The following is a 14,514-nucleotide window of genomic DNA, read 5'->3' as shown; positions in this document are numbered from 1 at the left end:
AGGGGCCATCAGCCCTACACATGTACGCCGCGGCGTGTCGGATCTCAGATCGCGCCGGCGTGGCCCGGGAAGTGCGCTCGCCACTCGTCGTCCAGCTGTGCCGGCACTGCGTCGTGGCCGCGGGCCCGCAGCAACCGGCACACGCGCAGCAGGGTCCGCTCCGGTGACTTGTAGATCCCGGACGCGACCACCACCAGGATCCGCCAGCCGTCGTCGTCGATGGCCTCGCGGCGCTCGAGGTCGGCCTCCCAGGTCTCGACCCGCTCGATGTGCTGGCGTCCGTCGTACTCCACGATCACCCGCGCCTCGGGAAAGCTGAGGTCGTAGCGGCGCATCACCTCCCCGTCGGCCGCCCTGATCCTCACGTTGATCGCCGGCTCGGGGAGCCCGGCCAGGACGAGCAGCATGCGCAGCCGCGTCTCCATCGGGGAGTCGACGTCTGCGCGCACGTAACCGGCCGCTCTGCGCGCCGCCCGCGCGGCTCGGTGGGTGCTGGTGGCGCAGTAGGCGACGAGGTCGACGCACGTGATCCAGCCCTTGCGCACGAGGTGGTCGCCCACCACCACGAGGTCGACGAGCCCGATGAGCTCGGCCAGCTCGACGAACATCCGCGCGTGGTCGCTGAGCAGGACCCCGTCGACCTTGCGGACGTCCATGGTGTCGGAGACGTGGGTGCGGATGCCGCGATGATGGCGGCGCATCCTCTGGTGGAAGACGGTGACGTGCTCGTCGGGCAGGGTCGGGATCGGCACGTCCAGCAGGCGTGCGGCGCTGGCGTGGCTGGCGAACGCACTCGGGTCGAAGAGGCGGAGAGCTGCCTCGGCACGGACCTTCGGGGTGACCTTGACGCAGGCAGCGATCTGGACGCCGCGGAAGATCGTGCGGAACCGCGGGCCACGCAGCGTCTTGGCGCTGATTCCGCCCGTGAGGGCGTCCGCCCGCCGGAACGGTCGGCTGGTGTCCAGCCTCTTCTTCTCGTTCATCCGGCGAGCGTGCTCGGATGGCCGCGACCGTGCGCTCCGCCATCCCCAGGCGCGGTCCGCGTCTCTACTCCTGTGTGCCTGTGTATGAGTTGTGGCCCCGTTCCAGGGAGGTCAGGGGCCAGAAGTCCTACACCTGTACGTCACTCCGCTTCGCCTCCCACTCCTCGCGCAGGATCGCGTACTCGTAGGAGTCGGTCCACCGCCCCTTCGACCAGAAGTCCGCCAGCTTGTGTGCCTCGCGGCGCATCCCGAGTCGCTCGCACATCGCCGCGGAGCGCTCGTTGGCGGCGTCGAGGTTGGCCACCACGCGGCGTACGCCGTAGTGCTCGAAGGCCAGCGCCATGGCGACGCGTGCGGCCTCCGTGGCGAACCCCCGGCCCGCCGCCCAGGGGAAGAGCGTCCAGCCGATCTCCAGGCACGTCCGGTCCGCGCCGTCGTAGAACAGCACGACGTTGCCGATCGGCGTCCCCTCGTGCACCATCATCAGCCCGAGCCCGGTGTGCGGTTCGTCGGGAGCGTCGGGCCCGGAACGGCGGAAGGTGTCGAAGGTGACCTCGGCCAGGTTCTGCTCGGGCAGCAGCAGGTACTCGACGAAACCCGGGTCGGCCCAGGCCTTCGCCCGGACGGCGGCGTCCTCGGGGAGGGTACGGCGGAGCGTGAGCCGCTCGGTCCGGATCGGCAGCTGCGGCGGTTGCGGGCGGTGGAACTCCGCGCGCACTGCGTCGACCCAGAGGTCGCGGATCGAGGGGCCGCCGAACCGCAGCCGGTCGTAGGCCGTCGTCGGCAGCACCAGCCCGTCCAGCCCGGTCACTCCGACACCGCCGTCGACCGCCTCGCCCAGGGAGCCCTGCGCGAGCTCGTCGCGCGGGTCGTCCCGGAGTACGGCGACGGCAGCGCGCGCCTGCTCGACCATCCTCGTCACCTGGCGGATCGAGACGGGGTCGACCGTGCGCAGGCAGACGTGGTGACCGGCCATGAAGGTGTCCCACTCGGCCTCGACAGTCGTGGGGTCGTCGGGCCAGAACTCGACGAACCAGTCGTGCAGGTGCTCCACGCCGCCGGCAGCGCCGATGACGTCGCCGAGGTCGGCGACCATCGGGGTGCCGTCAGCGAGGAGGTAGCTCGGCAGCGGCAGGCGGCCGGCCGCGATGTCGGGCAGCTGTTCGGGTGGGAGGGGAGTGAAGTGCTCGCGGACGTGGGCCTCGTCGGCCGCCGTCATCGGGTGCTCGCCGTTGACCTCCCGGAAGCGCGTGCGGACGGTCTCGAGCGCGGTCAGCGCGTCATCTCCCACACCGTCAAACATGCCATGAGAAGGCACACGCCCGCACCCAGATAGTGCAGCAGGCTGAGCCTGATCCGGGCGAGCAGCACGCGTCCGACGATGACCGCCAGGCCGCTCACGGCGAGCAGTGCGCCCCAGGCGCCGAGGAAGACGCTGAGCGGGTCGTCGTACTTCGCGACCAGCGAGAGGGTGAGCAGCTGCGACAGGTCGCCCCACTCGGCGGCGAAGAGCACCAGGAAGCTGGTCAGGATCACCTTGAAGCCCTGTGCCTCGCCGGCCTTCGCGGCGAAGTCCTCCTCCTCCGCGCCCTCGGACGCCTCGTGGGCCCGGGCCTCGCGGAGCAGGATGATCGCACCGACCAGGAACATCAGTGCGGCGGCGACGTGCACGACGGTGTCGGGCAGGAACGACGCGGCCTTGCCCAGGGCGACCGCGATGGCCGTCTGCGCCATGAAGGCGAGCCCGACCCCGATCCACACGAACAGCGGCCGGAACTTCGTCGACAGGACGAGGGTGGCGATGAAGGTCTTGTCGGGCAGCTCGACGACGAAGATGGCGGCGAAGGTGAGCGCGATGACGACGACGTCGAGCACGGGTGCCTCTCGGATCAGTGGGAAGGGGTTCGGAGCAGGGCGCGCGTCTCGGCGATCGCCTCCGCCAGCACGTCGTTGACCGGCCGCCCGAGGGCGAGGGCGGCGCGCGCGACGTCGTCCCACTCGGGCTGGGCGTTGACGACCTCGCCGTCGTGGCTGGCGAGCTTGACGTCGATGGTGTGCCCGTCGACGTCGACCTGGACCATCTCGCGGTCGAGCGCGTGCTTGGCCAGCGGGATCTCGCGGACCCCGATCGTGGAGGTATGGCGCCAGATGGCCGCTCGCACGGCATCGGCGGCCGCGCTGCTGGTCAGCACCGAGAGGGTGTGGGCCGGGCGTCCCTTCTTCATCAGGATCGGCGTCAGCCAGGCATCGCTGGCGCCGGCCTCGAGGAGCGCGGCGATGACCGACGGCCAGACCCGCGGGTCGAGGTCGTCGATGTTGGACTCGATGAGCAGGGGCCGCTCGTCGCGGCCCGGGCCGCGGCCGACGAAGAGGCGCAGCACGTTGGCGTGGGTCTGGGGGTCGCGACCGCCGGCCCCGATGCCGATCGAGTCGACGGCCATGGCCGGCTGCGGTCCCCACTCGTCCGCGAGCGTGGTGAGCAGGGCGGCCCCGGTCGGGGTGCAGGACTCGGCCGTGCCGGGACCGGCCAGGGAGGGGACGCCGAGCAGCAGCTCGGCGACCGCGGGCGGCGGCACCGGCATCCGCCCGTGCGCACCCTCGATCGCGCCGGAACCGACCGCGACGGGGGAGACGGTGACCCGGTGCCCGCCGGGGTCGCCGGGGTCGTCGTCCGCCCGCGCCAGCCACACGAAGCCGGCGCACACGCCCACCACGTCGGCGATCGCATCGAGCGCACCGACCTCGTGGAAGGAGACGTCGAGGGGGTCCGAGCCGTGCACGCGCGCCTCGGCCACGGCCAGCCGCTCGAAGGTGCGGACGGCCAGGTCGCGGACGTCCGCGTCCAGGTCGGCCGACTCGAGCAGCGCGCGGATGTCGCGCCAGCTGCGGTGGTGCTCGGAGTCGGCGATCTCGACGTGGCAGCGGGTGGCCGCGAAGCCGTTGCGGTCGACCGGCTCCGGGCGCAGCGTGACCGGCTCGGGGGTCACGGCGTCGATGCTCTCGCCCAGCACGGCCAGCGGCACGCCGGCGCCGATCAGCGCGCCCAGCAGCATGTCGCCGCTCGCCCCCGCGGAGGCGTCGATCCAGACGCTCATGACGTCGCCCCGTCGGTGGTCTCGTGACGGCGCTGGCGCGCCTCCTCAACCGCCGAGCGGTGGCCGATCCGGCAGATGCGGGCCGCGGCCACGCCTGCGCCGTAGCCGTTGTCGATGTTCACCACGGTGACGCCCGGCGCACACGAGTTGAGCATGCCGAGCAGGGCGGCCAAGCCACCGAAGGAGGCGCCGTAGCCGACGCTGGTCGGCACCGCGATGACGGGCGTGCCGACCAGGCCGCCCACGACGGAGGGCAGCGCGCCCTCCATCCCGGCAACCACGATCAGGACATCGACCTCGTCGAGCCGGTCACGCACGGCGAGCAGGCGGTGCAGGCCGGCGACGCCCACGTCGCGGATCTCCACCGGCTCCGCGCCGTGCACGGCGACGGTCAGGGCTGCCTCGGCGGCGACCGGGGCATCGGAGGTGCCGGCCGAGAGGATGCCCACGCGTCCGCGCGGGGTGGGGAACGGGCCCAGGGTGACTGCACGAGCCACAGCGTGCACCTCGGCACCGACACCGGCCGCGGCGTCCATCGCCTCGAGGCTGAGCCGCGTCGCGAGCACCGCGCGGTCGGGGTGGCGCTGGTGGAGGGTGGAGAGGATCGCGGCGACCTGCTCGGGGGTCTTGCCCGCGCCGTACACGACCTCGGGATCGCCGGTGCGGGCTGCGCGGTCGAGATCGATCCTGGCGAAGCCCAGGTCGGCGGTTCGGTCGTCGGTCACCCACCGAACCTATCGCTCGGCGGTCTGTTCACCCGGGCGTGGTTGTCACTGTCGGTGGTCGGGTGTTGAGTCGCAGTTGCGGGTCGAGCAATCCAACACACATCGATGAAGGAGCCAGTGATGGCCACGTTCGAGTCCTACCAGCAGGGCACTCCCAGCTGGATCGAGTACAGCAGCGCAGACCAGCCGGCCTCGAAGGAGTTCTACAGCCAGCTGTTCGGCTGGGACTACGACGACCAGCCGATGAACGACGACCAGGGGCAGTCCCTCGGGACCTACTCGCTGGCCAAGGTCCAGGGCGACAGCGTCGCCGGCCTCGGCCCGGCCATGGCGCCCGGTCAGCCGGCGAGCTGGGGCGTCTACCTCGCCACCGACGACGTCGACGCGTCCGTGGAGAAGGCCCGCCAGGCGGGCGGCCAGGTCCACGTCGAGCCGATGGACGTCCCCGACCAGGGCCGGATGGCCTGGATCCAGGACCCGGGCGGCGCGAGCGTCGGGCTCTGGCAGGAGAAGGGCTTCGCCGGCTCGGTGCGGGCCAACGAGCCGGGCACCAACATCTGGAACGAGCTGACCGTGGCCGACCCGGCCGGGACCGGCCAGTTCTACTCCGACGTGCTCGGGCTGCAGACCCAGCAGCACGACATGGGCCCCGACAACCCGCCGTACACGACGTTCAACGTCGGCGACAAGACCGTCGCGGGCACCATGGCGCTCGACGGTGACATGCAGCCGCACTGGAACGTCTACTTCAACGTCGACGACGTCGACGCCGCCGTGGCCAAGGCCGAGCAGCTCGGTGCTTCCGTGGTCGCGCCGGCCATGGACGTGCCCGGCCAGGGCCGCTTCGGCTACCTCCGCGACCCGCAGGGGGCGACGTTCAACCTGATGCAGAACGCGCCCCAGCAGGGCTAGCTGTCGCGGAAGGCGTCCGCGGGATAGACGCCGAGCACCTTGACCTCGGTGGTGAAGAACGCCAGCTCCTCCAGTGCGTTCTTCACCCCGGGGTCGTCGGGGTGGCCGTCGACCTCGGCGAGGAACTGCGTCGCGGTGAAGTGGCCGTCGACCATGTAGCTCTCGAGCTTGGTCATGTTCACCCCGTTGGTGGCGAACCCACCTAGGGCCTTGTAGAGCGCGGCCGGGAGGTTGCGCACGTTGAAGATGAACGTGGTGACGACCGGGCCGGCGTCGCGTGGCGCCTGCTCGAAGTCGCGCGAGAGCACGATGAAGCGCGTCGTGTTGTGGTCCTCGTCCTCGATGTCGTTGCGCAGGATCTCCAGGCCGTAGATCTCGGCGGCCAGTGGCGGCGCGATCGCGGCCTGGGTCGGGTCCTGGGCCTCGGCGATCTCACGCGCGGCGCCCGCGGTGTCGCCGGCCACGAGGGGCTTGAGCCCCAGCTCACGGATCACGCCGCGGCACTGGCCGAGCGCGTGCACGTGGCTGTGCACCGTCTCCAGCGTCGAGACGTCGGTGCCGGGGATGACCATCAGCGCGAACTGGATGCGCAGGAACTTCTCGCCCACGATGTGCAGGTCGCTGGTGGGCAGGAAGTGGTGGATGTCGGCGACCCGGCCCGCGATCGAGTTGTCGATCGGGATCATCGCCAGGTCGGCGTCACCGCTCTCGACCGCCGCGAAAGCGTCCTCGAAGGACGCGCAGGCCACCGACTCCCAGTCCGGGTAGTGCTGCTGGCACACGAGGTGGGAGTTGGCTCCGGGCTCGCCCTGGTAGGCGATGCGGCGGCGCGGCGAGGACGGGGAAGCGGTCACGCTGGCGATCTTTCCACGCGCGGCCGTGTCGCGGCCCCTGCGTCTCAGGCGTCAACCTAGGCTCGGCGCCGTGCTCATCGTTGCTGTCCTCGCCCTCATCACCGCGTCGGCGGCCCTCGTCCTGGCCGTGATCGGACTGCGCCGTACGGCGTCGACCAAGCGACCCACCACGGTCGACGCGCTCCCCGAGGACGTCCACGGCCTGCGCCAGGAGGTCGCCGCGCTCAAGGCCGAGGCGGTCGACTCGCTGCGCCACCTCTCGGTGGTGCGCTACGACGCCTTCGGTGACGTGGGCGGACACCTGAGCTGGAGCGTCGCCCTCCTCGACGACGCCGGGCACGGGGTCGTGCTCACCTCGATCCACGGCCGCAGCGAGGCGCGGACCTATGCCAAGTCGATCACGGGCTGGACCTGCGAGCAGCAGCTCTCGCCCGAGGAGGACGAGGCGATCGCGCACGCGCGTCCGTGACACGGGCGAGCTGGAACACAGGCAGTTCAGCGCGGGTTGAGCTCGAAGACCGGGATCTCGCGCTCGGTCCGGGCGGCGTACTTCGCGTAGTTCGGCCAGACGCGCAGCATCTCCGCCCACGCGCTCGCGCGCTCCGTGCCCTCGAGGAGCCGCGCGGTGACCGCGGTGTCGTGGCCCTTGAACTCGACGGTCGCGACGCCGGCCGCGACGAGGTTGCCCACCCACAGTGGTGGGCGGGGTCCGCCCCAGTTGGAGCCAGCGACCAGCCATGACCCACCGCGTGGGACGCACAGCAGCGGCGTCGTGCGCGGGAGCCCGGACCGGCGACCGGAGACGGTCAGGAACAGCTCCGGCAGCCCGGCGAAGCCCAGCAGGGTCACGCGCCCGGCGCTGAGCCGGCGCAGCAGCAGGTCGAGGCGCACGATGGCGGGGGCGAAGCGGGGCAACCAGGGTTGCCCGCCCACGCGCACGGCCAGCCAGCGAGTCGGGTGCATGTCAGCGGGGCACGCGGACGAGGAGGCGCCCGTGGACGCACTCCATGCTCAGCTCGCGACCGAGACCGATCGAGTCGCCGTCGAGCTGACGGGGAGCGTCGCTGAAGGCTCGGACGACCACCTTCGCGCCGCGGCGCCGGTCGATCAGCTCGTCGGTCGAGGAGCTCTTGGCCAGCACGCGCACCGCCAGCGGGATCCAGGACAAGAAGCGCTTGGGGTGCAGGATCACGACGTCGAGCAGGCCGTCGTCGATCGAGGCGTCGGGCAGCAGCGGCATGCCGGCCTGGAGGTAGCCGACGTTGCCGACGACGACGGTGCGGGCGCGGTGGATCGTGGGCTCCCCGTCGTCGACGGTGATCTCGACCTTGATGGCGGGGAACATCAGCGACTTGAGGCCGGAGATGACGTAGGCGATCCAGCCGATCTTCTTCTTGATGTCGTCGTTGACGCCGTCCATGATCGCGGCGTCGAAGCCCATGCCGGCCATCACCATGAAGTGCGTGGCCTCGATGCCGTCGCCGCTGACGTCGACGAGGTCGATCGCGCGGTCCTGGCCGTTGAGGGCGACGTCGATCGCGGAGCGGAGGTAGAGCGGGATGTCGAGGTTGCGGGCCAGCAGGTTGCCCGTGCCCGCGGGGATGATGCCGACGGGGATGCCGGTGCCGGCCAGCTCGGCGCACACCTCGCGCACGGTGCCGTCGCCGCCACACACGAGCACGAGGTCGGCGCCGTCGACCGACGCCTTCTCGGCCATCCCGCTGCCGGGGTCCTCAATGGTCGTGTAGTGCCAGGTCGGTTCGGACCAGCCGGACTCGACCGCCATCGAGTTCACGATCGAGCGGAACTGGCCGACGTCCTCCACCTTGATCGGGTTGAGGACGACCGCCAGCCGGCGCTCGGAGGAGTAGACCTCCGGCAGCGGCTCGCTCTTCTCGGCGTGCGAGCGCGGCAGCGGGCTGTAGAGCGCCAGCCAGGCGATCGCGACCGCGGCGCCGATGAGGGTGCCGCCGAGCGTGTCGGTCGGGTAGTGGCGCCCGAGCAGGATCCGGTCGAGGCTGACCGCCACGACCAGCAGCGCGATGGCGGTGTAGGCGATGCGGCGGAAGTTCTGGCGCCGTACGAGCATCGCGACCAGGACCACCAGGATCATGGCGACCGCTGCGATCGACGAGGAGTGGCCCGAGGGGAACGACTTGGTGGAGAGCAGGTGGGTCGGGTCCTGCCAGTCGGGCCGGTCGCGACCGAGCCAGATCTTCAGGCCGGTGGTGAGAATGGAGACGCTGATCATCACCAGCACGGTGTAGATCGCGGCCCGGCGCTGCTTGCTCAGCAGCAGCCCGACCGCCAGCACGAGGGTGATGACCGTCATCGCGATGGTGCCGAAGCCGTGCTCGATCACGCGCAGCACCTGCAGGAGCGCGGGCTGGTCGTCGGCCCAGTCCTCGGCGTCGCGGCCCCAGACGTCGACTCCGTCGAGGGGCGTGCGGTCGAGCTGGGTCACCGCGAAGGCGAGCCCGGAGAACAGGGCAGCGAGGACGGCCGCCCAGGCAAGGACGACGGAGCGGGGTCGGTCGAGCACCGGGTCAGTATGCCGGGTGCGGGTCCCACCCCCGCACGACTAGCCTTCCAGTGTGATTGACGCTCGCCTGCTCAGAGAAGCCCCTGACCGCATCCGCGCCGCCCAGGTGAAGCGGGGCCTGTCTCCCGACGTGGTCGACCGCGCACTCGCCGCCGACGAGTCCCGTCGCAGCGCGATCGCGACCTACGAGGCCAAGCGGGCGGAGCAGAAGTCGCTCGGCAAGCTGGTCGCGCAGGCCCAGGGTGACGAGAAGGCCGAGCTGCTCGCCCGCACCAAGGCGCTGTCCGGTGAGGTCAAGGAGCTCGAGGCCACCCAGGCCGCCGCCGAGACGGAGTGGGACGAGGCGCTCAGGTCGATCCCCAACCCGGCCGCCAACGAGGCGCCCGCCGGTGGCGAGGACGACTTCGTCGTGCTGGAGCATGTCGGCACGCCCCGCGAGTTCGACTTCGAGCCGCGCGACCACATCGAGCTCGGCCGGATGCTCGGCGCGATCGACCTCGAGCGTGGCGCCAAGGTGTCGGGCTCGCGCTTCTACTTCCTCACCGGCATCGGCGCGCAGCTCGAGCTGGCGCTGGTCAACATGGCGATGGACCAGGCGCGCAACGCCGGCTTCACCCAGGTCATCGCGCCGTCGCTGGTCAAGCCGCGTGCCATGGAGGGCACCGGCTTCCTCGGCCAGGCGGCCGACGACGTCTACCGCATCGAGGGCGAGGACCTCTACCTCGTCGGCACCTCCGAGGTGCCGATGGCGGCCTACCACTCCGACGAGATCCTCGACGCCGAGAAGCTTCCCCTGCGCTACGCCGCCTTCAGCCCCTGCTTCCGCAAGGAGGCCGGGTCGCACGGCAAGGACACCAAGGGCATCATCCGGGTCCACTGGTTCGACAAGGTCGAGATGTTCGTCCTCACGACGCTGGAGGAGTCCTACGCCGAGCACCAGCGGCTGCTCGACTGGGAGAAGGAGTTCCTCGACAAGCTCGAGCTCGCCTACCGCGTCATCGACGTCGCGGCCGGCGACCTGGGGCTCAGCGCCCAGCGCAAGTTCGACTGCGAGGTGTGGATCCCGACGCAGGGCAAGTTCCGCGAGCTGACGTCGACCTCCAACTGCACCGACTTCCAGAGCCGCCGCCTCGACATCCGCCAGCGCGGAGCCTCCGGCAACACCCCGGTCGCGACCCTCAACGGCACGCTGACCGCGATCACCCGGACCATCGTGGCGATCCTGGAGACCCACCAGCAGGCCGACGGATCGGTGCGGGTGCCCGAGGCGCTGCGCCCCTATCTCGGGGGCCTCGAGGTCCTGACCCCGGTCAGCTCCGCTGGTTGAGCAGCGAGGAACGAGCGTGTCGAAACCAAGGGGGCTGTGGCATGGGTGACTGGCGTCCTGAGCTCGTCGCGCTCGACATCGACGGCACGCTGCTGGCGTGGGTCGAGGGCTCGGGCCAGACCCACGAGGTCATCCGTCCTGCGGTGTACGCCGCTGTGCACCGCGCCATCGCCGCCGGCGCGCACGTGGTGCTCTCCAGCGGGCGGTCGCCGCACGGCATGGACAAGATCGCCGACCTGCTCGACCTCCCGCAGGTTGTCGACGACCGGATCTGGGTGGTCGCCTCCAACGGTGCCGTGATCTTCCGCTACCCGCCGCTCGAGGTCGTGCACGAGGAGACCTTCGACGCCCGCGCCGCCGTCGCGGCGGTGCTGGAGCAGCACCCGCACGCGCTGGTCGCCGTCGAGGAGCGTGGGATCGGCTACCGCGTCAACCGGCACTTCCCGCCGGGCGAGCTGTCCGGCGACATGATCATCACCGAGGTCGACGACATCGTCGCCGGCCCGGTCAGCCGCGTGATCATCCGCGACCCCGAGGCCTCCGCCGAGGACTTCGTCGAGCTGGCGGCCAACCTCGGGCTGCACGGCACCGACTACGTCGTCGGCTGGACCGCCTGGCTCGACCTGTCGCCGGTCGGGGTGTCGAAGGCGAGCGGCCTGCAGATCGTCTGCGACAAGCTGGGGGTCGCCGCGGCCGACGTGCTGGCGATCGGCGACGGGCGCAACGACCTCGAGATGCTCCGCTGGGCCGGCCGCGGTGTCGCGATGGGCCAGGCCATCGAGGACGTCCACGCGGCCGCCGACCACGTGACCGGCAGCGTCTACGAGGACGGGGTCGCGCAGGAGCTCGCCCTGTGGTTCCCCGAGGGACCCTCCGCGACCCGAGGGCGGGCCGGGTGAGCCTGCCGTCGTCCGTCGCGACCGAGCGACTCACCCTCGACCTGTTCACGGCCGACGAGGCCGCGCTGATGCTGGCCGGTGGCCGCGACCCGCGGTGGCACCCCGACTACCCGCGCCAGGACGACCGGGACGCGGCGTCGATGGTGCGCGTGGTCAACCCCTGGGGACCCCGGCACGTCACCCGCACCTTCGACGGGCTCGTCTTCGGCTCGATCGGCTTCTTCGGTCCGCCGACCCCGGCCGCCGACGACGTCCCCGAGGCGGAGATCGGCTACGGGCTCGTCGCCGACGCCCGCGGTCGTGGCGTCGCCACGGAGGCCGTGCGTGCCCTGCTGGTACTGACCGACGCCGCCGGCGTACGGGTACGAGCCTCCGTCGAGCCCGCCAACGCGGCCAGCGTCCGGGTACTCGCCAAGTGCGGCTTCACCGAGCTGCGCGGCGCCAACGAGGACGGCGAGCTGGTCATGGCACGCCCGCTGCGGGCGGTCCCGTGACCTCGCCGGGACGACCGCGCCTGGTCGCGACCGACCTCGACGGCACCCTGCTGCACACCGACGGCACCGTGACCGAGCGGACCCGCGCCGTACTCACCGCACTCGACGACCTCGGCGTGCCCGTCGTCTTCACCACCGGCCGCCCGATCCGTTGGATGGAGTCGTTGTGGGCCGACGTCGGAGGCCACGGACTGGCGATCTGCAGCAACGGCGGCATCGTCTACGACGTGGCCAAGCGCGAGGTGCGCACCTTCTGGCCGGTGCCGCGCGACATCGGGCTGGAGATCGCCGGGCTGCTGCGCGAGGCGATCCCCGGGACCATGCTCGCGCTCGAGCACACCGAGGGCTGGGTGAGCGAGCCGACGTTCCCGCACCACCCCGACGACAAGTCCGAGCGTCCGACGGGCGAGCTGGTCGACGTCTACCGCGACGACGTCGTCAAGGTCCTGGCCGTGCACCGGGAGCTGGCGCCCGAGGAGTTCTGGCGCCGCGTCGAGGAGCTCGTCGGCCACCTCGCCACGACGACCTGGAGCTCGAGCTTCGCGCTCGTCGAGATCAGCGCCGCGGGTGTCACCAAGGCCTCGACGCTCGCGACCCTCGCCGCCGAGCTCGGCATCGGGCCCGACGAGGTCGTCGCCTTCGGCGACATGCCCAACGACCTGCCGCTCCTGGAGTGGGCCGGGACGTCCTACGCCATGGCCAACGCCCACCCCGACGTGCTCGCCCTCGCGGAGCACGTCGCGCCGCCCAACGACGAGGACGGCGTGGCCGCGGTGCTCACCGGGCTGTTCGACCTCTCGCTAGGCTGAGCGCATGATCTCAAGGCTGGTGCGTGTGCTGATCGCTGCGATGTTGGCGATGTCCGGGCTCGTCCTCGCGACCGCCGCCCCCGCCTTCGCGTGCAAGTGCCAGGTCGCCGACATCGACCAGCAGACCAAGCGCGCCGACGCCGTGTTCGTCGCACAGGTCGACGGCGTGACGGAGGTCGGCCGGAAGTTCGAGTACGCCCTCACCGCCACCCGCGCCTACAAGGGCACCGTCGAGCGGGAGACCGCGATCCTCACCAACCAGGCCACGACCGCCTGCGGCCTGGGTGAGCTCAAGGTCGGCAGCGACTACCTCTTCCTCGTCTCCGGGGATGCCCCGCCGTACGCCGCCTCGAGCTGTGGCGGATCGGGGCCGGCCAACACCGGCCGGGTCGCGGAGGTCGAAGGCGTCCTCGGGGTCGGCACGGCCATCCTCCCGCCGGAGCCGCCCGCACCCACCATGACGAAGGTCGAGGAGTCGGCCCCCGCGTCGGTCTCCAGGCTCGCCGCCCCCGGCGGGGCCCTCGTGCTCATCGGGTTCCTGGGCCTGCTCGTCGTGGGACGACTGGCGCGTCGGTGACCTCCCTGGCCCGGCTGCTGGTCCCGCTGGTGCTGTTCGTCACCGCGATGACTGGTGCGATGGTGCTAACCGCTGGCCCGGCTGTCGCTTGTTCGTGCGTCCGGCCGACGGCCGACTCCGTGGCCACGAGCGACGTTGCGTTCGCCGGGGTGGTGAAGGACTGGCGCCTCACCGGCAACCACTCGGTGCTGACGGTCAGCGTCGACCGCGTCTTCAAGGGGGACGTCACGCGCAAGGTCGACGTGGTCGGCGCCCGAGATGGCAGCGCCTGCGGGTTCGAGAACGACGTCGATGACCGGGTCGTCGTGCTGGCTGACGAGGGAGATCCCAACCTCACCGGTGGGCTCTGCTCCACGGTCACCGGCCCGGCGAAGCACTACCGCCAGCTGCTTGACGAGCTGGGTGCCGGCACAGAACCCACGGCGGGCTACCGCAAGGCTGACCTGAAGACCCTCGGGCTCACCTACGACCAGTTCTCGGCCGGCCGCGCGATCCTCGGCGTCCTCGGCCTGACCGCCATGGGCTACGGCCTGTTCCGTGCCTGGCGGGCGCGGCGGCGTACTCGCTGAGCTAGAGGTACATGCCTCCGGCGCCGCCCGACTCGGGTGCTTCCTGGCCCGGCTGCGCACCCATGCCCTGGGGCTGACCGTCGGGTCCCTGCTGGGGCGTCATGCCGGGCAGGGCCTTGCGCATCTGCTCCAGCTGACCGCGCGCGGCCATCTGCTGGGCGTAGATCGCGGTCTGGATGCCGTGGAAGAGCCCCTCGAGCCAGCCGACGAGCTGGGCCTGGGCGATGCGGAGCTCGCCCTCGGAGGGGATGCCCTCCTCGGTGAAGGGCAGCGAGAGCCGTTCGAGCTCGTCGACGAGCTCGGGCGCGAGCCCGGCCTCGAGCTCCTTGATGGAGGCCTGGTGGATCTCCTTGAGCCGGTTGCGGCTGGCCTCGTCGAGCGGAGCCGCCTTCACCTCTTCGAGCAGCTGGCGGATCATCGAGCCGATCCGCATCACCTTCGCGGGCTGCTCGACGAGCTCGGTGACGTGGCGCTCGCGGTCGCCGTCGGCCTCGTCGCCGCCACCGACGATGCCCGCCGGCAGGGCACTCGCCGGGATCGTTCCGACAGGTTGGCCGTCGGGGCCCACGACCACGATCTGCTCCTCGCCGGAAGGCTGGCCTGGCTGCTGCTGCTCAGTCATGGGCCCCACCCTAGGTGTTCTGTCCGGACAGGTTGGGCACGCGGTCGGCGGGTGACTTGCCTTTGAGTGCGGTGTGGCCGCGGTGGTGATTGTAGTGATGGAGCCA

At 71.3% G+C, this 14,514-nt stretch carries 17 protein-coding genes; 8 read left to right on the top strand and 9 right to left on the bottom strand.

From position 1 onward, the window contains the following. Positions 1-44: 44 nt before the first annotated feature. From C9J87_RS06510 to larB, 5 genes are all read right to left on the bottom strand, one after another. Complete coding sequence (locus C9J87_RS06510) at positions 45-983, bottom strand: DUF559 domain-containing protein (protein ID WP_107705031.1); 939 nt, start codon at positions 981-983, stop codon at positions 45-47. A 127-nt stretch (positions 984-1,110) separates the two neighbouring features. Next, entirely contained in the window at positions 1,111-2,274 is a 1,164-nt protein-coding gene (locus tag C9J87_RS19615) for a GNAT family N-acetyltransferase (RefSeq protein ID WP_010831176.1), read from the bottom strand. Continuing rightward, positions 2,256-2,858, bottom strand: coding sequence for a TMEM165/GDT1 family protein (locus C9J87_RS06500; RefSeq protein WP_010831177.1), 603 nt, complete (start codon positions 2,856-2,858; stop codon positions 2,256-2,258). The genes C9J87_RS19615 and C9J87_RS06500 overlap by 19 nt, the downstream gene beginning before the upstream one ends. A gap of 14 nt (positions 2,859-2,872) precedes the next feature. Continuing rightward, on the bottom strand, positions 2,873-4,078 hold the full coding sequence (gene larC / locus C9J87_RS06495) for a nickel pincer cofactor biosynthesis protein LarC (protein WP_010831178.1): 1,206 nt from the start codon (positions 4,076-4,078) through the stop codon (positions 2,873-2,875). After that, complete coding sequence (gene larB, locus C9J87_RS06490) at positions 4,075-4,803, bottom strand: nickel pincer cofactor biosynthesis protein LarB (RefSeq protein WP_010831179.1); 729 nt, start codon at positions 4,801-4,803, stop codon at positions 4,075-4,077. The genes larC and larB overlap by 4 nt, the downstream gene beginning before the upstream one ends. Positions 4,804-4,923: 120 nt before the next feature. Here larB and C9J87_RS06485 point away from each other — a divergent pair, with 120 nt between their 5' ends. After that, on the top strand, positions 4,924-5,715 hold the full coding sequence (locus C9J87_RS06485) for a VOC family protein (RefSeq protein WP_036489905.1): 792 nt from the start codon (positions 4,924-4,926) through the stop codon (positions 5,713-5,715). On the opposite strand, the gene C9J87_RS06480 is transcribed toward C9J87_RS06485, so the two are convergent. After that, positions 5,712-6,569: a prephenate dehydratase gene (locus C9J87_RS06480; protein ID WP_010831181.1), complete on the bottom strand. Its 858-nt coding sequence runs from the start codon at positions 6,567-6,569 to the stop codon at positions 5,712-5,714. The genes C9J87_RS06485 and C9J87_RS06480 overlap by 4 nt on opposite strands. A gap of 70 nt (positions 6,570-6,639) precedes the next feature. Between C9J87_RS06480 and C9J87_RS06475 the strand changes: the two genes are divergently transcribed. Beyond that, positions 6,640-7,038, top strand: a complete 399-nt coding sequence (locus tag C9J87_RS06475) for a DUF4446 family protein (RefSeq protein WP_010831182.1) — start codon at positions 6,640-6,642, stop codon at positions 7,036-7,038. Between the two features lie 26 nt (positions 7,039-7,064). Here C9J87_RS06475 and C9J87_RS06470 read toward each other — a convergent pair whose 3' ends face one another. Both C9J87_RS06470 and C9J87_RS06465 read right to left on the bottom strand, forming a co-directional pair. Continuing rightward, positions 7,065-7,532 (bottom strand): nitroreductase family deazaflavin-dependent oxidoreductase, encoded by a 468-nt coding sequence (locus C9J87_RS06470; RefSeq protein ID WP_036489906.1) that lies wholly within the window; start codon positions 7,530-7,532, stop codon positions 7,065-7,067. A gap of 1 nt (position 7,533) precedes the next feature. After that, complete coding sequence (locus C9J87_RS06465; RefSeq protein WP_010831184.1) at positions 7,534-9,111, bottom strand: diacylglycerol kinase family protein; 1,578 nt, start codon at positions 9,109-9,111, stop codon at positions 7,534-7,536. A gap of 52 nt (positions 9,112-9,163) precedes the next feature. Between C9J87_RS06465 and serS the strand changes: the two genes are divergently transcribed. The 6 genes from serS to C9J87_RS06435 are packed head-to-tail and all read left to right on the top strand — an operon-like array spanning position 9,164 to position 13,786. Beyond that, on the top strand, positions 9,164-10,438 hold the full coding sequence (serS, locus tag C9J87_RS06460) for a serine--tRNA ligase (RefSeq protein WP_010831185.1): 1,275 nt from the start codon (positions 9,164-9,166) through the stop codon (positions 10,436-10,438). A gap of 41 nt (positions 10,439-10,479) precedes the next feature. Then, on the top strand, positions 10,480-11,337 hold the full coding sequence (locus C9J87_RS06455) for an HAD family hydrolase (protein ID WP_010831186.1): 858 nt from the start codon (positions 10,480-10,482) through the stop codon (positions 11,335-11,337). Continuing rightward, complete coding sequence (locus tag C9J87_RS06450) at positions 11,334-11,831, top strand: GNAT family N-acetyltransferase (protein WP_036489907.1); 498 nt, start codon at positions 11,334-11,336, stop codon at positions 11,829-11,831. Before C9J87_RS06455 ends, C9J87_RS06450 begins: the two co-directional genes overlap by 4 nt. Further along, entirely contained in the window at positions 11,828-12,640 is an 813-nt protein-coding gene (locus C9J87_RS06445) for an HAD family hydrolase (RefSeq protein ID WP_010831188.1), read from the top strand. Before C9J87_RS06450 ends, C9J87_RS06445 begins: the two co-directional genes overlap by 4 nt. Positions 12,641-12,644: 4 nt before the next feature. Further along, entirely contained in the window at positions 12,645-13,217 is a 573-nt protein-coding gene (locus C9J87_RS06440; RefSeq protein ID WP_156887114.1) for a hypothetical protein, read from the top strand. After that, on the top strand, positions 13,214-13,786 hold the full coding sequence (locus C9J87_RS06435) for a hypothetical protein (RefSeq protein WP_107705030.1): 573 nt from the start codon (positions 13,214-13,216) through the stop codon (positions 13,784-13,786). The genes C9J87_RS06440 and C9J87_RS06435 overlap by 4 nt, the downstream gene beginning before the upstream one ends. 1 nt (position 13,787) lies before the next feature. Here C9J87_RS06435 and C9J87_RS06430 read toward each other — a convergent pair whose 3' ends face one another. Beyond that, positions 13,788-14,408, bottom strand: coding sequence for a bacterial proteasome activator family protein (locus tag C9J87_RS06430; RefSeq protein WP_010831190.1), 621 nt, complete (start codon positions 14,406-14,408; stop codon positions 13,788-13,790). Between the last annotated feature and the right edge of the window lie 106 nt (positions 14,409-14,514).

It is taken from the genome of Nocardioides allogilvus, from assembly GCF_003047285.1.
Lineage (GTDB): Bacteria > Actinomycetota > Actinomycetes > Propionibacteriales > Nocardioidaceae > Nocardioides > Nocardioides allogilvus.
Note: the sequence above shows the minus strand (reverse complement) of the source record. Positions and strands in the feature narration are given on the sequence as shown.

Excerpts from the sequence above, each read along its gene's own strand:
- C9J87_RS06440 (WP_156887114.1), top strand. The coding sequence starts at position 12,645 with ATGATCTCAAGGCTGGTGCGTGTGCTGATCGCTGCGATGTTGGCGATG.
- C9J87_RS06510 (WP_107705031.1), bottom strand. The coding sequence starts at position 983 with ATGAACGAGAAGAAGAGGCTGGACACCAGCCGACCGTTCCGGCGGGCG.
- C9J87_RS06470 (WP_036489906.1), bottom strand. The coding sequence starts at position 7,532 with ATGCACCCGACTCGCTGGCTGGCCGTGCGCGTGGGCGGGCAACCCTGG.
- C9J87_RS06430 (WP_010831190.1), bottom strand. The coding sequence starts at position 14,408 with ATGACTGAGCAGCAGCAGCCAGGCCAGCCTTCCGGCGAGGAGCAGATC.
- larC (WP_010831178.1), bottom strand. The coding sequence starts at position 4,078 with ATGAGCGTCTGGATCGACGCCTCCGCGGGGGCGAGCGGCGACATGCTG.
- C9J87_RS06485 (WP_036489905.1), top strand. The coding sequence starts at position 4,924 with ATGGCCACGTTCGAGTCCTACCAGCAGGGCACTCCCAGCTGGATCGAG.
- C9J87_RS06455 (WP_010831186.1), top strand. The coding sequence starts at position 10,480 with ATGGGTGACTGGCGTCCTGAGCTCGTCGCGCTCGACATCGACGGCACG.